The organism is uncultured Granulicatella sp. (assembly GCF_963515095.1).
In the GTDB taxonomy this organism is placed as follows: Bacteria; Bacillota; Bacilli; order Lactobacillales; family Aerococcaceae; genus Granulicatella.
This window is the reverse complement of record NZ_CAUPXD010000023.1, coordinates 1-19,435: the sequence shown is the minus strand read 5'-3', so window position 1 is coordinate 19,435 and position 19,435 is coordinate 1. Positions and strand designations below refer to the sequence as shown.

The 19,435-nt window shown below is 31.9% G+C and carries 17 protein-coding genes and 1 tRNA gene; 13 read left to right on the top strand and 5 right to left on the bottom strand.

Features of this window, described 5'->3' with window-relative positions; translation table 11 throughout:
* Positions 1–193: 193 nt before the first annotated feature.
* The 6 genes from RWL86_RS06055 (at position 194) to abc-f (ending at position 7,197) form a co-directional block, all read left to right on the top strand.
* Positions 194–1,159 (top strand): iron chelate uptake ABC transporter family permease subunit, encoded by a 966-nt coding sequence (locus RWL86_RS06055; RefSeq protein WP_314077934.1) that lies wholly within the window; start codon positions 194–196, stop codon positions 1,157–1,159.
* Entirely contained in the window at positions 1,156–2,145 is a 990-nt protein-coding gene (locus RWL86_RS06050) for an iron chelate uptake ABC transporter family permease subunit (RefSeq protein WP_314077932.1), read from the top strand. Before RWL86_RS06055 ends, RWL86_RS06050 begins: the two co-directional genes overlap by 4 nt.
* The gene (locus RWL86_RS06045; protein WP_314077930.1) at positions 2,123–2,872 is read left to right on the top strand and encodes an ATP-binding cassette domain-containing protein; all 750 of its coding nucleotides are present in this window, start codon (positions 2,123–2,125) and stop codon (positions 2,870–2,872) included. The genes RWL86_RS06050 and RWL86_RS06045 overlap by 23 nt, the downstream gene beginning before the upstream one ends.
* 9 nt (positions 2,873–2,881) lie before the next feature.
* Complete coding sequence (locus tag RWL86_RS06040) at positions 2,882–3,835, top strand: ABC transporter substrate-binding protein (protein ID WP_314077928.1); 954 nt, start codon at positions 2,882–2,884, stop codon at positions 3,833–3,835.
* Between the two features lie 343 nt (positions 3,836–4,178).
* Positions 4,179–4,856, top strand: a complete 678-nt coding sequence (locus tag RWL86_RS06035) for an ABC transporter ATP-binding protein (protein ID WP_314077925.1) — start codon at positions 4,179–4,181, stop codon at positions 4,854–4,856.
* Between the two features lie 862 nt (positions 4,857–5,718).
* The gene (abc-f, locus tag RWL86_RS06030) at positions 5,719–7,197 is read left to right on the top strand and encodes a ribosomal protection-like ABC-F family protein (protein WP_314077923.1); all 1,479 of its coding nucleotides are present in this window, start codon (positions 5,719–5,721) and stop codon (positions 7,195–7,197) included.
* Between the two features lie 27 nt (positions 7,198–7,224).
* On the opposite strand, the gene rnjA is transcribed toward abc-f, so the two are convergent.
* The 4 genes from rnjA to def form a co-directional block, all read right to left on the bottom strand.
* Positions 7,225–8,922 carry a ribonuclease J1 gene (gene rnjA, locus RWL86_RS06025; RefSeq protein WP_006702774.1) on the bottom strand — a complete coding sequence of 566 codons (1,698 nt, stop codon included), beginning with the start codon at positions 8,920–8,922 and terminating at the stop codon, positions 7,225–7,227.
* Positions 8,922–9,137 carry a DNA-directed RNA polymerase subunit epsilon gene (locus RWL86_RS06020; protein WP_227931480.1) on the bottom strand — a complete coding sequence of 72 codons (216 nt, stop codon included), beginning with the start codon at positions 9,135–9,137 and terminating at the stop codon, positions 8,922–8,924. Before RWL86_RS06020 ends, rnjA begins: the two co-directional genes overlap by 1 nt.
* Before the next feature lie 70 nt (positions 9,138–9,207).
* On the bottom strand, positions 9,208–9,906 hold the full coding sequence (locus tag RWL86_RS06015) for an HAD family hydrolase (RefSeq protein ID WP_314077919.1): 699 nt from the start codon (positions 9,904–9,906) through the stop codon (positions 9,208–9,210).
* Positions 9,899–10,456, bottom strand: a complete 558-nt coding sequence (gene def / locus RWL86_RS06010) for a peptide deformylase (RefSeq protein WP_314077917.1) — start codon at positions 10,454–10,456, stop codon at positions 9,899–9,901. Before def ends, RWL86_RS06015 begins: the two co-directional genes overlap by 8 nt.
* Before the next feature lie 197 nt (positions 10,457–10,653).
* On the opposite strand from def, the gene RWL86_RS06005 reads away from it, so the two are divergent.
* From RWL86_RS06005 to RWL86_RS05990, 4 genes are all read left to right on the top strand, one after another.
* The gene (locus RWL86_RS06005; RefSeq protein WP_396276380.1) at positions 10,654–11,421 is read left to right on the top strand and encodes an isoprenyl transferase; all 768 of its coding nucleotides are present in this window, start codon (positions 10,654–10,656) and stop codon (positions 11,419–11,421) included.
* On the top strand, positions 11,418–12,218 hold the full coding sequence (locus tag RWL86_RS06000) for a phosphatidate cytidylyltransferase (protein WP_314077914.1): 801 nt from the start codon (positions 11,418–11,420) through the stop codon (positions 12,216–12,218). The genes RWL86_RS06005 and RWL86_RS06000 overlap by 4 nt, the downstream gene beginning before the upstream one ends.
* Before the next feature lie 9 nt (positions 12,219–12,227).
* On the top strand, positions 12,228–13,490 hold the full coding sequence (gene rseP / locus RWL86_RS05995) for an RIP metalloprotease RseP (protein WP_314077912.1): 1,263 nt from the start codon (positions 12,228–12,230) through the stop codon (positions 13,488–13,490).
* Between the two features lie 87 nt (positions 13,491–13,577).
* Positions 13,578–17,903 (top strand): PolC-type DNA polymerase III, encoded by a 4,326-nt coding sequence (locus tag RWL86_RS05990; protein WP_314077910.1) that lies wholly within the window; start codon positions 13,578–13,580, stop codon positions 17,901–17,903.
* Between the two features lie 30 nt (positions 17,904–17,933).
* On the opposite strand, the gene RWL86_RS05985 is transcribed toward RWL86_RS05990, so the two are convergent.
* A complete protein-coding gene (locus tag RWL86_RS05985) occupies positions 17,934–18,674 on the bottom strand; it encodes an N-formylglutamate amidohydrolase (RefSeq protein ID WP_314077907.1) in 741 nt (246 codons plus the stop codon).
* A 69-nt stretch (positions 18,675–18,743) separates the two neighbouring features.
* On the opposite strand from RWL86_RS05985, the gene RWL86_RS05980 reads away from it, so the two are divergent.
* The 3 genes from RWL86_RS05980 to RWL86_RS05970 form a co-directional block, all read left to right on the top strand.
* Positions 18,744–19,061, top strand: a complete 318-nt coding sequence (locus tag RWL86_RS05980; protein WP_314077905.1) for a hypothetical protein — start codon at positions 18,744–18,746, stop codon at positions 19,059–19,061.
* Positions 19,062–19,138: 77 nt separating this feature from the next.
* A tRNA-Arg gene (locus tag RWL86_RS05975) sits at positions 19,139–19,212 on the top strand.
* 29 nt (positions 19,213–19,241) lie between these two features.
* Positions 19,242–19,435 (top strand): hypothetical protein (locus RWL86_RS05970; protein ID WP_314077902.1); only part of this gene is annotated, 194 nt, incomplete at its 3' end.

Sequence of the window (19,435 nt, the reverse complement as noted above, 5' to 3'; positions counted from 1 at the left end):
CTCAAATTTTAGGCATGAGACTTGCAAAGCAAGTCTGCTGCCGTCCAAATACTACTGTATCAAAGAAGTCTATATAATTTTTCTCGTAATTAGAATAAGTCCAATCTTCCCCAAACCCATTGCAATCACAGAAATTTTTGGTAAACTAGTATTTATGTAATTGAGAATGATTATCAATTAGAAAGGAGAGGTTATGAAATTTAAGCATTTAAGCATCCTTTTACTCATTCTATCATTAATATCTTTATCAGTTGGAGCACAAACATTTTCTTGGGGACTATTCATCCAACAAGATGTTAAAATGCAACAAGTCTTTTGGTTATCTCGAGTTCCAAGACTATTGAGTGTGATATTGGCAGGAAGTTCTATGAGTATTGCAGGATTATTAATGCAGACAATGACGCAAAATGAATTTGCAGCACCTAGTACAATTGGTACCACTGAAGCAGCAAAATTAGGTTTACTATTAAGTTTATTCTTTTTTAATGGACCTAGCTTATTTCAGAAAATGCTATGTGCCTTTATATGTTCATTTGCACTTACGATTGTTTTTATTATGATTCAGCAATCCTTACAATTGAAAGAGAAGTGGATGATTCCTTTAGTAGGATTAATTTTTAGTGGAATGATTTCAGCCTTTACAAATATGATATCGTATCAATTTCATCTCGTTCAAAGTTTAACGTCATGGACACAAGGATCCTTCTCCATGATTCAAACTCACCAATACGAATGGTTATTCTTTGGTTTAATTATCATTATTGTTTCTACAAAATTGGCACATGTTTATACGATTGCTAATTTAGGAGAATCGATTAGTTTGAATTTAGGAATTTCTTATAAGACGTTAGAATGGTTAACATTATTACTTGTTTCACTTACAACGTGTGTTACGATGATAACGGTAGGATCACTTCCTTTTATAGGAATTATTATTCCAAATTTAGTACGCTATTTATCGGGAGATGATTTAAAAAAGACGATTCCACAAACAGCTTTATTAGGTGCAGTACTAGTTCTAGCATGCGATATTGTAGCTCGATTAGTTATTCCGCCTTATGAAGTATCAGTTAGTCTGATTTTAGGGATTGTTGGAGCTGGACTATTAATTAGTCAAATCTTAAGAATTAGCTCGCAAAGAAGGGGGAGCATTCGATGAAGAAAAGAACCCTTCTATTAACAATTACATTAGTAAGCTTATTACTCATTATCAGTGCTATTTTCTTATTTTTTCCAATCGGAAATATGGGAAAATTCTCTGTCCTCTTATTTAAAAAGAGAGTGTTAAAATGGTTAGTCATTTTATTAGTTAGTTTATGTGTTTCGATATCGACGATTAGTTTCCAAACAATTGTACAAAACCGATTTTTAACACCGGGTGTTCTTGGAATTGAGAGTGTCTTTGTATTGTTTCAAACGTTGGTTTATTGGGGACAATTAAGTCTAGGAATGGAAACAGCGCCAAATCTATGGATTTCAATCTTCACGATTGTGTTGCAGATAATCTTTTTCTTCCTCATTTATCGAGCTTTTAATGATTTATTATCGATTCCATTTTCGATGCTATTATTTATTTGTTTAGCGTTTGGAACATTGTTTAGAAGTTTAAGTACATTTGTTCAAGTATTAATGGATCCAAATGAATTTGATAAATTGCAAGGAAAATTATTTCCCTCCTTCCAAAGAATGCATCATCAAAGTGAATTAGTCATTGTAGTGGTCATATTAACAGCTATTTCAGTAATCTATTTAATAAGAAAACATATGGTGTTAAATGTATTTCACCTTGGGAAAGTTCAAGCACAAATACTAGGTGTAAATGTAGCGAAAGAAGAGAAGTGGATTTTACTAGTGATTGTGTTACTAACAAGTCTATCGACAACATTAGTAGGTCCGATGCAATTTTTAGGATTTATGATTGCCAATGTAACGTATCAATGGATTAAAGATTACCGACACTTACAAATGTGGACTATCGCATTTTTATTAGGAAGTATTTTATTACTAGGAGGACAACTGGTTATCGAGAAGCTCTTCCAATTAAACATTCCAATTAGTGTTGTTATTGAATGGTTTGGAGGAATATTATACTTTGTATTGTTATTGAAAGGAAGGTACCGTAGTGGAATTAAAAAATATTCATAAAGCATATGATACGGTAGTTGTCGATTCCGTTTCATTAACGATTCCAAAAAATCAGTTAACAGCTTTTATCGGACCAAATGGAGCAGGAAAATCAACTTTAGTTTCCATTATGAGTCGATTATTACAAAAAGATTCTGGTCAATTATGGATTAAAGGTAAAGAAATTGAAGCTTGGAATTCAAAAGAACTCGCAAAAGAATTATCCGTTTTAAAACAAAATCAATCATTTCAAGTATCTTTAACAGTAGAAGAGTTAGTTAGCTTTGGTCGTTATCCTTATTCAAAAGGAAAGTTATCGACACTTGATTATCAAATGATTGATCAAGCATTAAAACATACGAATTTATTAGAGTTAAGAGAACGTTCGATACAAACTTTATCAGGCGGACAAATGCAAAGAGTTTTTATCGCAATGGTATTAGCTCAAGATACAGAAATTATTTTATTAGATGAACCTTTAAATCATTTAGATTTAAAACAAGCGGTAGAAATTATGAAATTACTGCGTTATATGGTAGAAAATCTGGATAAAACAGTTGTCATTGTTATGCATGATTTAAATATGGCAATTAACTTTTCTGATTATTTAGTAGCCTTTAAAGAAGGAAAATGTGAGTTTCATGGCAAAACCATGGATGTGGTTACGAATCAAACCTTATCAGAATTATATGAAATTGATATCGAAGTGATAGAAGTTTTAGGAAAAAAATATATTACAGTAAAGTAGGAGAGAAATATGAAAAAATTATTAACAACCGTAGTTATGGGGGCAACATTTTTATTAGCTTCTTGTGGTACAAAAACAACAAATGTGACACCCACTACACAAGAAAATTCAGTGAAACAAGTACAATTAACAGATGGATCAGAAACTGTTGAAGTGAAGTCAAATCCAAAGAAAATTGTGACTTTTGACTTAGGTTCAGCAGATACATTACGTGCAATTGGACAAGGTGAAACAATCGTTGGAATGCCAACAAAACCATTACCAACGTATATTAAAGATTTAGGAGAAAAAGTTCAAAATGTTGGAAGCATGAAAGAACCGGATATCGAAGCAATTGCAGCAATGCAACCTGACTTAATTATTGCTTCTGCACGTACAAAAGATTTTATTCCTCAATTAAAAGAAATTGCTCCAACTGTAATCTTTAATGTTGATAGTAAAGATTATTGGGGTTCTGTCCAAAAAAATGTAAAAAGCTTAGCAAGTTTATTTAACGAAGAAACTCAACAAAAAGCAAGTACTCAAGTAAAAGAATTACAATCAGTTATTGATACAATTGCATCTCAAAATGAAAAACATAGCGAAAAAAGTTTAGCAATTATGTTAAATGAAGGTAAAATGTCTGCATTTGGCGCACAATCACGTTTTGGATTCTTATATCAAGATTTAAAATTCCGTCCAACAGATGCTAAAATTGAAGATAGTAGACACGGACAAGAAATTAGTTTTGAAGGTGTTAGTGAATTAAACCCTGATGTTTTATTTGTATTAAATCGTACATTAGCAATTGGTGGAGATAATTCAAAAGCAGATGCCTTAATGAAAAATGAATTAATTCAAGCTACAAATGCTGTAAAAAATAATAAAGTAGTAAACTTAACTTCTGACTTATGGTATTTAAGTGGTGGAGGATTAGAATCTACTAAATTAATGCTAAAAGACTTACAACATGTATTTCAATAATGATTAAGACGACGCAAGTCGTCTTTTTTTGTCCTTATTTTATAATTAGCCTTATTAAAGAAATAAAATTTTGGGTGTTCGACAAATCCTGTTGATGAATCTAATTTATAAGTTTCCATCATATCGATTATAGGTAAAATAAAGTTTCCAATAAATTTATATAAACTTCATCAGTAATTAATTAAATGATTCATTCAATATAAACAAAGAATCTGTATTCATGTGATATGGTTTTTCTTTAGGAATAGTCACAAACCTAAAAATTTGGTATAATTCAAGTATGAAATCAAAGGAATGATGAGCTCTAGAAAATGTACCATCTAGAGTAAAAAAGGAGACAAATATGGTTTGTGTTAAAAATTTATCTTTTAGATTACAAAAAATAATTTTAAATGATATAACATTGTCTATTGAACCTAAAGGGCAAATTATTGCATTGCTTGGGCCTAATGGTTCAGGCAAAACAACGCTTATGAATGTTTTAGCCGATTTGTATCAAAAGTATGAGGGGAATGTTCATGATGTAGGTAAAGTACAATTGCTTCCTGATTATGCGTACATACCAGAAGACTTAACAATTAGGGAGTGTTTTAATTTATTTGGGCAAGTTTATGACACATTTAATATCGAAAAGGCAATACAAATATTTAGTTACTTAAATCTTAATCAGGATCAGTTGATTTCTTCGTATTCTAAGGGAATGAAAGAGCAATTACATTTAGCTTTTCTACTTTGTCATGATGTAGATACTTACTTATTGGACGAACCTCTAGCAGCAGTCGATCCGCTTACTCGAGATATATTAATTGACTTAATCATGAAATTTAAAACAAATTCTGGAGTTACAATTATTAGTACACATCTCATACAAGATATGGATAAATTGTTCGATGAAGTTATATTTATGAGCAATGGCAAAATATTATTGCATAATTCAGTACCTCAACTTTTTGAAAAGTATCCTGGATTATCACTAGATGACATTTATAAGGAAGTGAATAGAAATGTGCCTTTTAATTAAGAAGATTATACGTGACTATAAGAATGTATATTTGTATGTATACGGTATAAGTATAGTAATGAGAATAATTACATTTATGTCGGGGGATATTGAGTGGATTCGTATGCTTAATGGTATTGGGGTTATGATTTCTGCTACGTTTTTAATAGGTATATCTACTTATTTTCTATATGAACTGTTGTACACTAGAAAGAGATATTTTTATTACACTCTAAAATACAGTAAAATGCAAATTCTTATTATATATTCATTTATCTTTGCATTTTTTAATATCATATACTACTTGATAATTTCAAATTTTGACATTTGGCAACTTTTTCAAAAAGTCATTTCAATATTAAGTTTTTTTAGTATTGTCAGTATGTTGTTGTATCTATGTAGAACATTGACAAAGAAGTCTGTTCGTTTAAATTTATTTATTTTTTCACTTGTTTCAGTATTAATCTTTCAAGTATGGTGTTTCTATTATATGTTTATGTCAAATAATCAAGATAGAGTGATGATAGGGGTATCATCAGTTAATGAAATTAAAATTGTATACAATAATATAATACCGCTAACGTTGTTTGTAGATGTCCAAAGATATCAAATTTTAGCGGAACATTCTTTGATTATGAATTTAATAGTAACGATTATTTCTATATTAATATTATTTAGTCTTAAAAATAAAAAAATTAATTGGTAACAGTGTTCATATTTCGGAAATATGGGGAAACTGAATAAAGCTATTATGAAAAGCATAAATTATTTGAAGAAAATATAGAGAATTTTATGAGGAAAGAATTACTATTAACTGATAAGAACGATTAACCAAAATTTTGCTATACTAATAGTAAAGTTTATTCAAAATGAAGGTGATATAATGTCATTGATTAAAATTGAAAACTTAACATTTTCGTATTTTTCATCTACAAAACCAGTGTTTGATGACGTGAGTTTTTCTTTAGACACAAATTGGAAAACGGGGTTAATTGGTAGAAATGGAATCGGGAAATCAACCTTGTTTAAGTTATTATTAGAACAAGAATCTTACCAAGGAAAGATTCATAAAAGTGTTGAATTTGTTCAATTTCCACCTAATTATCTAGATATTTCAAAGACTGGGATAGAATTACTAGAAGAGTGGACAGCGCAAGAAGATGAGTGGAAAGTGTATCGAGAGCTTCATCAGTTGAAGTTAGATGAAAGTATTATGGATAGAAAATTTGAAACTCTTTCTAAAGGAGAACAAACTAAACTTTTATTGGCGATATTATTTACGAAAGATAATGGATTTTTATTGATTGATGAACCAACAAATCATCTTGATGTGAATGGAAGAAAAATTGTATCTGATTATCTGAAGAGTAAAAAAGGATTTTTATTGATTTCTCATGATAGAGATTTTTTAGATGGATGTATTAATCATGTCATTTCTTTTAATCGAAACTCAATTGATGTACAATCAGGTAATTTTACGTCTTGGTATGAAAATAAAGTATCGAAAGATCAGTATGAGTTTAATCAAAATGAAAAAATTAAAAGTGAGATTGAGCGATTAAATAAGGCGGCAAGGCAGACAAAAGTTTGGTCGAATAAAGTTGAAAATACGAAGAATGGTGTGAAAATTTCTGGTATAAAGCCAGATAAAGGACGTATTGGGCATTTGGCGGCAAAAATGATGCAAAAGACCAAGAACTTAGAAAAGCGTCAGCAAAAAGCAATCGAAGAAAAAGAAAATTTATTAAAAGATATTGAAAGAAAAGATAGTCTATTTTTTCGTCCATTACAACATCACAAATCTTTGTTAGTATCTGCTAGTCAGTTGAGTTATCAATTTGGAGAAAGAAAACTATTTTCTAATATCAATTTTGAAATTCATCAAGGGGATGTAATTGCTATAAATGGAGCAAATGGTAGTGGAAAATCAACACTTATTAAAATTTTATTAGGTCAGTATCTTGACTATATTGGTGAGTTAAAAATGGCGAATCATTTAGAATTTTCATACATTTCACAAGATACTTCATTTTTGGAAGGAGATTTAATGAAGTATATTCATAGTCAAGGAGTAGATGAAACTACTTGTCGGACAATTTTAAGTAAATTAGATTTTCCAAAAGAATTATTTGATACAAATATGAAATTGTATAGTGATGGTCAAAAAAAGAAAGTATTAATTTCTATTAGTCTTTCCAAACCTGCTCATCTATATATTTGGGACGAACCTCTAAATTATATTGATGTGATTTCAAGAATACAAATTGAAGAACTAATCAAAGAAGTGAAACCGACCTTGATTTTAATTGAACACGATCAACGTTTTGTAAATCATATTGCGAATAAAATCATACAAATATAGAAAAAAGTCGACGCAAGTCGACTTTTTTTATTCTTCCACATCTTCTGCGCTAACACCCATTAAGACTGGTAAAATCATTGGGCGGCGAGCTGTTTGTTTATATAAATAAGGATTTAACGTATCTATAATGAGATTACGTAATGATCTCTCATTTAAAGGCTCATCAGCTTCATTAATGAAGGCTTGTAATTCTTCTTTTAATATTTGCTGAGCCTGATTTAATAGTTCACCGGATTCACGCATATAAATAAATCCGCGAGATAAAATTTCAGGTCCTGTTACTAATTCACGTTCATCATAATCAACAGTTGCAACGACAATCACTAAACCGTCTTGAGATAAAGTTTTACGGTCACGTAAAACGATATTTCCGATATCTCCAATACCATTTCCGTCTACATAAACATCTCCAGCATAGAAATGTCCAGCACGACGAGCAGAGTCACTTGTTACTGCTAAAATATCTCCATTACTTAAAATGAATGAATTTTCTTTAGGAATTCCAACTTGACTTGCTAAGTTAGCTTGGATTTTTTGCATTCTGTATTCACCGTGAACGGGCATGAAATACTTCGGTTTCATTAATCGTAACATTAGTTTTTGTTCTTCTTGAGAACCATGTCCTGAAGTGTGAATATTATTTAATTTACCATGAATAACTTCAGCTCCAGCTTCAGATAGTAAGTTAATCACACGATTTACTGCAGCTGTATTTCCTGGAATAGGAGAGCTTGAGAAGATGACCGTATCTCCAGGTTGTACAGAAATTTGACGGTGATTTCCATTGGCAATACGGCTTAAGGCAGCCATTGGTTCACCTTGAGATCCTGTACATAAAATAATTACTTCTTCAGCAGGATATTGGTTAATATCACGACCATCGATAAATGTATCATCTGGCGCAGAAATATAGCCTAATTCACGAGAAGTAGCAAAGCTAGCTTCCATACTACGTCCAAAGACAGCAATTTTACGTCCAGTTGCTACTGCAACATCTGTTACTTGTTTTAAACGAGAAACATTCGATGCAAAAGTAGCGAAAATAATACGACCTTCCACACGTTGGATGATTTCTTTAATGGATTGTCCAACGACTTGTTCTGATTTCGTGAATCCTGGAACTTCTGAGTTCGTACTATCACCTAAAAGAACTAGGACACCTTCTTCGCCAATTTGAGCCATTTTGTGTAAATTAGCAGGTTGTCCTACTGGTGTAAAGTCAAATTTATAGTCTCCCGTAAATACAATATTTCCAGGAGGAGTTTTAATGACAATTCCAAATGCATCTGGAATAGAGTGAGTAGTGCGGTAAAAACTTACTTGAGTTTTTCTAAATTTAATAACCGAATCTTCATCTATTTCATGTAAGATAGCATCTCGAAGTAAGCCATGTTCTTCAAGTTTGTTTCGAATGAGTGACATTGCCAATTTAGTCGCATAAATTGGAATATTCACTTGTTTAATTAAGAAAGGAATACCACCAATATGGTCTTCGTGTCCATGAGAGATGAAGAGACCTTTTACTTTACTTTGGTTTTGAATAATGTAGCTATAGTCAGGAATAACATAGTCAATTCCTAATAAATCATCTTCAGGGAACTTAATTCCAGCATCTAGAATAATTAATTCATCCTGGAATTGGACGCCATAGGTATTCTTTCCGATTTCACCTAAACCACCAAAAGCGAATACGCCCGTTTCATTATTTTTGATTGTTGGTTTCATTAGTTAAACACCGTAACTTTGAAATCAGGATTTTTTTGTTCATAAGCTAGATGTTTTTCATCTAATTCTTGAATGAACTCCACATTGTATTCAGTGTTTTCGTCAACTAAACGACGAGCTTCAACTTTATCTTGAGCTTCTACATATAGAGATAAAGTATTTTCACGACGTGGTGCTTCATTTTTTGATGGTTGGTAAGTAATTTTAAAAATCATTTTATAACTCCTTATTTGTTCAATTTATTTTCAAAAATTATTTTAACATAAAAGTACACTTTAAGTACAATTATCTGTGTAGTTTTTGTTGGATTAAAGGAAATACATCCTTCGGTTCTTTAGCTACATCACAAGAGAGCTTTTCTTGATCCATTTGATGATATTTTATAAATTGAATCGGATGCCAATTCGCTTGAATAGCTCCAGTAATATCAGTTTTTATATCGTCTCCAATCATAAAATACTCATCAGCAGAAATTCTTGATTCGACATGATGGAAAGCTTGAATACTTGGTTTTTTCGCTTGAATAGATTCTGAAATAAACCAAAAATCTTCAGGAATCCATTTGGATAAGTTTAATTGATACAGTTTATTTTTCTGATGGTTTGTTGGACCATTCGTCAAAATAGCCATTTGATATGATTCTTTATTACATTGTTGAAATACTTCAATCCATTCTTCAGAAAGGGTAATAGCATTTAAAGTGTCTTGGTAAGCTTTAATAAAAGCTTGAATTTTTTCAGAGGATAACTCAATTTCTACATCTTTAAAAGTATTGGAAACTCGTTCTTGATGCGATTGAGAAAGAGTAATTTCTCCTGCAGAAAATTTTTCAAAAGCCTCATCACTTCTTTTTTGATAAGTTAAATAGAGACTCTCCGCATCTATACTTGGTGTTGCGAATTGACAAAATGTTTTAAAAAACACTTCATTTTTAGAATAAAGGGTATCATCTAAATCAAATATCACTGCAATTTTCTTATCCAATTACGACAGCTCCTTCTGGAATATAAAGTGGTTGAGTTTGGTTAATATGATCATAGAACATGACTCCGTTTAAGTGGTCAATTTCATGTTGAACCACAATGGCTTCATAGTCTGTCAATGTTTTAACTTTTTCTTCACCTTCTGGTGTGAAATATTTCACTGTAATTCGCTGTGGTCTTAATACCACTCCAGGAACTTCTCGATTAACGGATAAACATCCTTCGCCTTCTTTTAAGCAAGTTTTTTTAACAGATTCTCTTAAAATACGAGGATTAATCCATACTTCATCAAGTAGGGCAGGTTCATCTTCATAACCAGGAATTAAAAGAGCAATCATTTGAATTTCTTTTCCTAATTGTGGAGCAGCTAAACCAACTCCAGCACGTAATTCATATTTTGCAGCAATTTCTTCATCTTGGCTATTATGTAGAAATTCAAGCATTTCTTTAGCCAAATGCTGCAAGTCATCTGATAATGGAAAACTAATTTTTTCCGCTCGCTTTCTCAAGGCAGGATGACCTTCTAAGACAATATCTTTCATTGTAATCATTTTAATTTTTCTACCTCCTATTTGCTTCTTTTCCTTTAGCATTATACCATTTTTTTCCTAAGAAGACCATGGCAGAAAGCTTCTTTCAAGAGTTTATTCTAGAAAGACTAAGAATGGTTTAAAAGGAGGGAATAAACTACCCAATGTTCTATTTTTCTGTTACAATGAAAGAGTATTTCATAAGTAAAGGAATTGAAATGATGCTTTTTTGGAAAAAGAAAAAAGAAACGAAAACTATTGAATTAGATAAGACAAATATTCCTCAACATATTGCTGTTATTATGGATGGTAATGGACGTTGGGCGAAAAGTAGAAATTTACCTCGAATTGCTGGTCATAAAGAGGGAATGAGTACGGTTAAAAGAATAGCCATTGCTGCAGATGAATTAGGAGTAAAGGCTATGACAATGTATGCATTTAGTACAGAAAATTGGAAGAGACCAACCGAAGAAGTGAGCTTTTTAATGAAACTTCCGGGTGACTTTTTTAGTTCATTTATGCCTGAATTGCAAGAGAGAAATATGCGTATCCGTTTAATTGGATTTATCGATCAATTGCCTGAAGCAACAAGAAGAGTCGTTGAAAAAGCTGTTGAGGATACAAAAGACAATACAGGAATGACGCTATGTTTTGCTTTAAATTATGGTTCTAGAGCAGAAATTCTCCAAGCAGTAAAAGAAATTGCAGTAGATGTTTCTAATGGTGAGTATGATGCGGAATCTATTAATGAAGAAGTATTTGCGAACCATTTACAAACGAATTTTTTAGGAGATTTATCAGAGCCAGATTTAATGATCCGTACAAGTGGAGAACAACGGTTAAGTAATTTTCTTTTATGGCAATTAGCCTATAGTGAATATTATTTTACAGATATTTTTTGGCCAGATTTTAGTAAAGAAGATCTAGAAGAAGCGATTTTAACGTACCAGAAACGTCAGAGACGATATGGAGGATTAATTTCATGAAGACACGGATTATCACTGCCATTGTTACCTTGATGTTGTTTATTCCTGTTTTAATCATAGGGGGGTATTTATTAAAAGCAGTTATTGCATTTTTATCATTTGTTGCTATTTTTGAATTTTTTCAAATGAAGAAATTATCGATTTTTTCTATTGAAGGAGTTTTAACTTTAATTGCTACTTTATCGATTATTTTTGCAAGAGCACCCATAATTGAATTGCCAGTAGGAGTAGATTTCTTTTATATTTTCTTCCTTTGTGTCATGTTATTAATGTCATTAACGGTTTATAAAAGTGAGACTCTATCTATTGAAGATGTGAGTTTCTTATCTCTTATTGCATTGTATGTTGGCGGAGGATTTTCTGGAATTTTATTTGTACGTGAATATGGTTTTGGTATGCTTGTCTTTGTTTTTTGTATTATTTGGGGAACAGATACATTTGCTTATTTTACAGGAAGAGCATTTGGAAAGCATAAATTAGCTCCTGCTATTAGTCCGAATAAAACGATTGAAGGTTCCATTGGTGGAGTGATTGGTGCGATTGGTTTAGGGACTATCGCTTTAAATTTATTTAATCCACTAGGATTTCATTTTGTCGAAATGACTATTTTAATGATTGCTTTATCAGTTTTTGGGCAATTAGGAGATTTAGTAGAATCTGCTTATAAACGTAGATTTAATGTAAAAGATTCTGGGAAAATTTTTCCAGGTCACGGAGGAGTATTAGACCGATTTGATTCAACATTTTTTGCAATGTTTATGTTTCAAATTGTATTGAAATTTATTGGTACTCATTAAGGAGGACATATGATTAAAACAATTATTGCATTTTTATTTGTATTTGGTGTCATTGTGATTATTCATGAATTTGGACACTTTTATTTTGCAAAACGTGCAGGTATTTTAGTAAAAGAATTTGCCATTGGAATGGGACCAAAAGTATTCCAAGTGCGTAAAGGTGAGACGGTTTATACATTACGATTATTACCCGTTGGTGGCTATGTTCGTATGGCAGGTCATGAGGAAGATGATCAAGACATAAAACCTGGTATGATGGTGACACTTCGATTAGAAAATGGAATGGTTCAACAAATTTCATTTGATTCATCAACTGAATTAGAACAAGGAATTCCTTTTCAAATTGAATCTTGTGATTTGCAAGATAAAATGGTAGTGAGAGGATATAAACCTCAAAAAGAAGAATTAGAGATTCTAACAGTTTCTAAAACAGCAACCATTATTGAAGAAGATGGAACTGAAGTAGTCGTTGCACCAATTGAACGTCAATTTAATTCAGCTAGTTTAAAAGACCGTATGTTAACAAATTTTGCGGGACCGATGAATAATTTTATTTTGTCGATTATTACATTTATTATCGTAGCATTTCTAGCAGGGGGAGTTCCTTCTAATGAAGCAGTAGTTGGAAACTTTGCAAGTGAATCTGCAGCTCAAGTAGCCGGATTGCAAGTTGGCGATAAAATTATTGAAATTGAAGGACAAAGAGTACAAAAATGGGGAGATATTAGTAAACAAATTTCTCCACGTGCAGACCTTGAAACAAAACTTGTCATTGAACGAAATGGGACTCAACAAACAGTTGTTGTGACTCCTAAAGCGTATGATTTATCAGATGGATCTAAAGTTGGTGTTTTAGGAATTGAATCTGCGAAGAAAACAGATGTATTGTCTAAAATACTCTATGGATTTACTCAAACATGGTTTGTCATTAGTTCTGTATTTTTAACAATTGCATCATTCTTTACAAAAGGATTTTCGATTAATCAATTAGGTGGTCCAGTAGCCATTTTTTCATTAACTTCCCAAGTGGCTCAAAGTGGATTTATTTCTATTTTGAATTTCTTAGGATTAATTAGTGCAAATTTAGGAATGATGAATTTATTACCAATTCCAGCTTTAGATGGAGGTAAATTAGTATTAAATATCATCGAAGGTATTCGTAAGAAACCATTAAGCCCTGAAAAAGAATCCTATATTACAATTGCAGGTGCAGTATTCTTAATCATTTTAATGATTTTAGTAACATGGAATGATATTAGTAAATTATTTTAACAAGTAACAGGAGGTAAGTGATGGTTTTCTATAATAACAGAATAGAAAACCACACTTATTTTTTCAGTTATAGAGAGGAGTGCTCAAGTGTCGGAACATCAACAACAATTATTTTTAACGTTAATGAATCAATTGCAGCTAGATACGGATGAGTTTTTACAACCAGATTTTGATCAAGCCTCATTAACAAAAATTGATATTACCAAAAGTATTCCAGAATGGTGTTTTCATATTGAAACAAATCAAGTGATTCAGTATGAAAAATTCAAACGTTTCTATGAACAATTAAAACAGACTTATGAAAAAATTGCTCGAGTGAAATTAATGGTGAATACGAGAGAAGAATCTGCAATTACCCAAGAACAAATTCAAGCTTATTGGGAAATGGTTCTTTTTCAATTGCAAAAAGAATCACCTCTTGTAGTTCAATTATTATCAGGACAAATCCCTACTTGGAATCAGAAAAAGATACAATTTCATTGTCCAAATGAAATTACCAAATCTCATATCAATGAAAATTACATCAAAAAAATTCAACAATATTTTGAGAATTTTGGCTTTCCAAAAATGGGTGTGGATATTATTGTCAATGACGAATTAGGTAGTCAATTAGAAGAAGAGTTACGAATCAAACATGAAACGATTGAACAAGAGTATCAAGAAAAAGCTGTTCAACAAAAGGAAAATCAAGAAGCTACAGCGTCTAAACCTGCTGCAGTTAATTCAGATTCATCTATTTTATATGGAAAAGCGATTCGTAGTAATTTAGAAACAAGAGAAATTGCAGATATTTATGAAGAAGAGAGAAACGTATTAATCGAAGCGCAAATTTTTGATATTGAAATTCGTACAAGAAAAGCAAGTGGGAAGTCTTTTGCGAATATTAAAATGACGGACTACACTTCATCTATTGGGGCAACTTTATTTCCCTCAACAGCTGAAGATGAAGAACGTTTAGCTGCCTTAAAAAAAGGAACATGGGTAAAAGCGTATGGAAATATTGAGATTAATAAATTTTCTCAAGAATTAAATATGATTATTCGAGATATGAATAAAGTGGAGCATATTGGACGAATTGATCGTGCGCCAGAAGACCAAAAACGAATTGAATTACATTTGCATACGAATATGTCGGTCATGGATGCCACTAATTCTGCGAGTGATTTAGTGAAACAAGCAGCTAAATGGGGACATCCTGCTGTAGCCATTACAGATCATGCAAACTTACAATCGTATCCAGAAGCTCATGGAGCAGGAAAAGGAAATAATATTAAAATCTTATATGGATTAGAAGGAAATATTGTCGATGATCAAGTGAATGTTGCCTATAATCCACAACATATTTTATTAGAAGATGCGACTTATGTAGTGTTTGACGTGGAAACAACAGGTTTATCAGCCATTTATGATTCTATTATTGAATTAGCAGCCGTTAAAATGCATAAAGGAAATGTTATCGATAAGTTTGAAGAATTTATTGACCCAGGACATCCATTATCTGCAACAACGATTCAATTAACAGGCATTACAGATGATATGGTTCGTGGTTCTAAATCACAAGCTCAAGTATTAAAAGAATTTGCAGCATTTACAAAAGATACGATTTTAGTCGCTCACAATGCTAGTTTCGATATGGGATTCTTAAATACTGGATATGAAAAAGAAGGCTTGGAGAAAACGACTCAACCGGTCATTGATACATTAGAATTATCCAGATTGCTACATCCACAATTAAAATCTCACCGTTTAAATACATTAGCAAAACGTTATAATGTTGCCTTAGAACAACATCACCGTGCGGTATTTGACTCAGAAACAACTGGACATTTATGTCATATTTTCTTAAAAGAAGCAGCCAATGATCATGGATTAATTTATCATGACCAATTGAATACGAACTTACACCCAGAAGAAGTGTTCAAAAATGGTCGACCATTCCATGCTACGATTTTTGCAAAGCATCAAGCAGGATTGAAAGAACTCTTTAAAGTAGTCTCAGCATCAAATGTACAATATTTTTACAGAGTTCCTAGAATTTTACGAAGCATGTTAATTGAAAATAGAGATTCATTTTTAATTGGATCTGGATGTAGCGAAGGGGAAGTCTTTGAAGCAATGATGCAAAAAGGCTATGAAGAGGCTAAAGAAAAGGCTAAGTTTTATGATTATATTGAAATTATGCCAAAAGCAGTCTATCGACCTTTAATTGATAAAGAACTCATTCGAAATGAACACCATCTAGAAGAAATTATTAAAAATCTCGTGAAATTAGGTGAAGAACTAGATATTCCAGTTGTCGCAACAGGGAATGTTCACTACTTAAATCCGGAAGATAAAATTTATCGAGAAATTTTATTAACATCTGTGAATAATGGACAAAAATTAAATTATCCAGATGTTCATTTTAGAACGACAAATGAAATGTTAGATGAATTTGCCTTTTTAGGAGAAGAAAAAGCTTTTGAAGTCGTTGTGACAAATACTCATTGGGTTAATGATCAGCTAGAAGTGATTATTCCAATTAAAGATGACTTATATACGCCTAAAATTGAAGGGGCAGAAGATGAGATCACAAAATTAAGTTATGATAAAGCTCATGAATGGTATGGAGAAGAATTACCAGAAATCGTTGAGAAACGTATCGATAAAGAATTAAAGAGTATTATCGGAAATGGATTCTCGGTTATTTACTTAATTTCTCAAAAATTAGTGCATAAAAGTAATGAAGATGGATATTTAGTAGGTTCTCGTGGATCCGTTGGTTCCTCATTAGTAGCGACATTAACGGGTATTACCGAAGTAAATCCATTAGCGCCACACTATCGTTGTCCAAATTGTTGTTATTCAGAATTTTTTGATGATGGTTCTGTAGGTTCTGGTTTTGACTTACCTGAAAAAGATTGTCCAAAATGTGGGACACGCCTTGCAAAAGATGGACATGATATTCCATTTGAAACATTCTTAGGATTCTATGGGGATAAAGTACCCGACATCGATTTAAACTTCTCAGGGGAATATCAGCCACAAGCGCATAACTATACGAAAGTATTATTCGGAGAAGATTATGTGTATCGTGCAGGAACCATTGGTACCGTTGCTGATAAAACAGCCTTTGGATATGTAAAAGGATATGAACGGGATTTAGGATTAGAATTTAGACAAGCAGAAATTGATCGTTTAGCAAAAGGATGTACAGGAGTAAAAAGAAGTACTGGACAACACCCAGGGGGAATTATTGTAATCCCAGATTATATGGATGTTTATGACTTTACTCCAATCCAATTCCCAGCAGATGACCAAAATGCCGAGTGGAAAACGACACACTTTGATTTCCATTCCATCCATGATAATGTGTTAAAACTCGACATACTTGGACACGATGATCCTACCGTGATTAGAATGCTACAAGATTTATCAGGAATTGAACCGAAAGATATTCCACCAGATGATCCAGAAGTGATGAAAATCTTCGGTGGAACAGAAGTATTAGGCGTTACACCAGAACAAATTGATTCTAATACGGGTACACTCGGAATTCCTGAGTTTGGTACAAAATTTGTACGTGGAATGTTAGAACAAACAAAGCCAACTACATTTACAGAGTTACTACAAATTTCAGGATTATCTCATGGTACAGACGTATATCTTGGAAATGCAGAAGAATTAATTCGACTACATGGTATCCCACTTTCTGAAGTAATTGGATGTCGTGATGATATTATGGTGTACTTAATTCATAAAGGTGTTGAAAACGGTGCTGCTTTCAAAATTATGGAAGGAGTACGTAAAGGAAAGGGAATACCGGAAGACTATCAAGCAATGATGCGAGAAAATAATGTTCCAGAATGGTATATCGAATCGTGCTTGAAGATTAAGTACATGTTCCCGAAAGCCCATGCGGCAGCCTATGTATTAATGGCCTTACGTGTAGCGTGGTTTAAAGTTCATAAACCTTTATTATATTACTGTGCATATTTCTCAGTTCGTGCTCAAGACTTTGATATTGTAGCAATGTCACAAGGGAAAGAAATGATTAAGCAAAGAATGAAGGAAATCCGTGATAAAGGAAATGATGCAAGTGCGAAGGAAGTAAATTTATTAACTGTACTTGAATTAGCCAATGAAATGTGTGAACGTGGCTTTAGCTTTAAAATGGTCGATATAGAAAAGTCTGATGCTGTGAATTTTGTCATTGAAGGAGATAGTTTAATTGCTCCATTTAGATCGATTCCAGGATTAGGATTAAACGTAGCCAATAAAATTGTTGAATCAAGACAAGAACAACCATTTATTTCTAAAAAAGACTTAGCAACACGTGGGAAAGTTTCTAAAACTTTAATTGATTATATGACTGAGAATAAAGTATTAGATGACTTACCAGATGAAAATCAATTATCCTTGTTTGATTTTTAATGAAAAAGTAAAATAGACGACTTCGGTCGTCTATTTTTTATAATATTCTTCAATTTGTAAAAAGATTTGTAGTAATTTTTCTTGTAAGCTTTTCGATTTGTGTGGATCCAATGTATTGTTATGAAGATAGAGTGAATAAGGTATTTCTATTTGAATCGCTTCTACATTTGGTTGTTTTGATACTTCATGTATAATATTTCCACCTTTAAATGGTTTATCGAGTTGAATGGATAAAGCTGCTTTCTCAAAACAATGCACAATAAACTTCAACGATTCTTTTGAGATTGTTGAATGTTCTCTAGTACTAATAATAATTTTATTTGAAGAAAAGGAATGATCATCATAGCTATGTAAATCTAGTAAACAAATCTTTGAAAAATTTTGTTCTTTTAAGTATATTTGTTCCAATATCGCATCGTAATAAGGAGTATAAAATTCCTTCAGCCATTGTTGCTGGATTGCTTTAGAAGGATATTGCTTAAATAATGAATTTCCATCTTCATCATATTTTGGAATGATTGGGAGTGCAGAAGTTTTAGAAGTAAATTTTGATCGATTCACATCTACGATATATCTCGATAGTTTTGAAGAAATACTTGTAAATGGAAAGTCTTTAATGAACGTATCCATTTCCCAATCAGTATGAATTCGTTTTGCTTTTGGATTTATTCGTACTTGAATTCCTTCAGGAATTTCTATTCCAGAATGAGGAATAGACAATAAAATAGGAGAAAAGTGATTTTCTTGTTTTACAGTGATATATGAATTCATGAAATCCTCCTAGTAATATTGTGATTATTGATTAAATTTAGTATACTAAATTTTGAAGAGGTGAATCAAATGAATCAACGTGAAATTGATGAAATGTATACTTATATATTAGAATTTACAGCGGATGTATTATATTGTGCAGCTCCATATAGTGAAGATAGAAAAGTATTAGCTGCCTTAACTTATGATCCAGATTTTAAACAAAATTTTCTTTTATCCTATCGTAATGAACAAGATACTGTTGAAATGCCTGAAGAAACAAGACAAAGAACTACAGAAGTTTCGATGACTTTTGGAGAAGTGATTGATTATGCTTTAAATCAATTACAAGAGTTCCGACTAAAGTATTATCCAAAACAACAAATGAAACGCTCTCTAAGATTATAATAGATTTTGGAAAGCAAATTTTATTCATTCCAAGTGTTGACAGTTATTAGACATATTGCTATAATAACTTTTGTACTGTTCTAGTAGCTCAGCAGGATAGAGCATTCGCCTTCTAAGCGAACGGTCGGGGGTTCGAATCCCTCCTAGAACGTTTTATACCTAATTGATAGGTAGAAAGTTATGAAGAACGTTGATTTATCAACGTTCTTTTTTTTGTTTTTTGATAAAATACAATGTTACGGAACAAATATGGAACAAAAAATTAAAAAAAGTACAGTTAAAAATAAAATTTTAATGAAAGTGAAAAAGAATTCATTAGTTGTCAAGCGCAAGTTAAAATGTCCCGAAAAAATTAGTTTAGTACAGGTGTGCGA

What these genes read in the sequence shown, in the direction of transcription:
- RWL86_RS06055 (WP_314077934.1), top strand. Translation starts at nt 194, where the DNA reads ATGAAATTTAAGCATTTAAGCATCCTTTTACTCATTCTATCATTAATA.
- rseP (WP_314077912.1), top strand. Translation starts at nt 12,228, where the DNA reads ATGATTAAAACAATTATTGCATTTTTATTTGTATTTGGTGTCATTGTG.
- rnjA (WP_006702774.1), bottom strand. Translation starts at nt 8,922, where the DNA reads ATGAAACCAACAATCAAAAATAATGAAACGGGCGTATTCGCTTTTGGT.
- RWL86_RS06035 (WP_314077925.1), top strand. Translation starts at nt 4,179, where the DNA reads ATGGTTTGTGTTAAAAATTTATCTTTTAGATTACAAAAAATAATTTTA.
- abc-f (WP_314077923.1), top strand. Translation starts at nt 5,719, where the DNA reads ATGTCATTGATTAAAATTGAAAACTTAACATTTTCGTATTTTTCATCT.
- RWL86_RS06050 (WP_314077932.1), top strand. Translation starts at nt 1,156, where the DNA reads ATGAAGAAAAGAACCCTTCTATTAACAATTACATTAGTAAGCTTATTA.
- def (WP_314077917.1), bottom strand. Translation starts at nt 10,456, where the DNA reads ATGATTACAATGAAAGATATTGTCTTAGAAGGTCATCCTGCCTTGAGA.
- RWL86_RS05985 (WP_314077907.1), bottom strand. Translation starts at nt 18,674, where the DNA reads ATGAATTCATATATCACTGTAAAACAAGAAAATCACTTTTCTCCTATT.
- RWL86_RS06020 (WP_227931480.1), bottom strand. Translation starts at nt 9,137, where the DNA reads ATGATTTTTAAAATTACTTACCAACCATCAAAAAATGAAGCACCACGT.
- RWL86_RS06000 (WP_314077914.1), top strand. Translation starts at nt 11,418, where the DNA reads ATGAAGACACGGATTATCACTGCCATTGTTACCTTGATGTTGTTTATT.
- RWL86_RS05980 (WP_314077905.1), top strand. Translation starts at nt 18,744, where the DNA reads ATGAATCAACGTGAAATTGATGAAATGTATACTTATATATTAGAATTT.
- RWL86_RS06005 (WP_396276380.1), top strand. Translation starts at nt 10,654, where the DNA reads ATGATGCTTTTTTGGAAAAAGAAAAAAGAAACGAAAACTATTGAATTA.
- RWL86_RS06040 (WP_314077928.1), top strand. Translation starts at nt 2,882, where the DNA reads ATGAAAAAATTATTAACAACCGTAGTTATGGGGGCAACATTTTTATTA.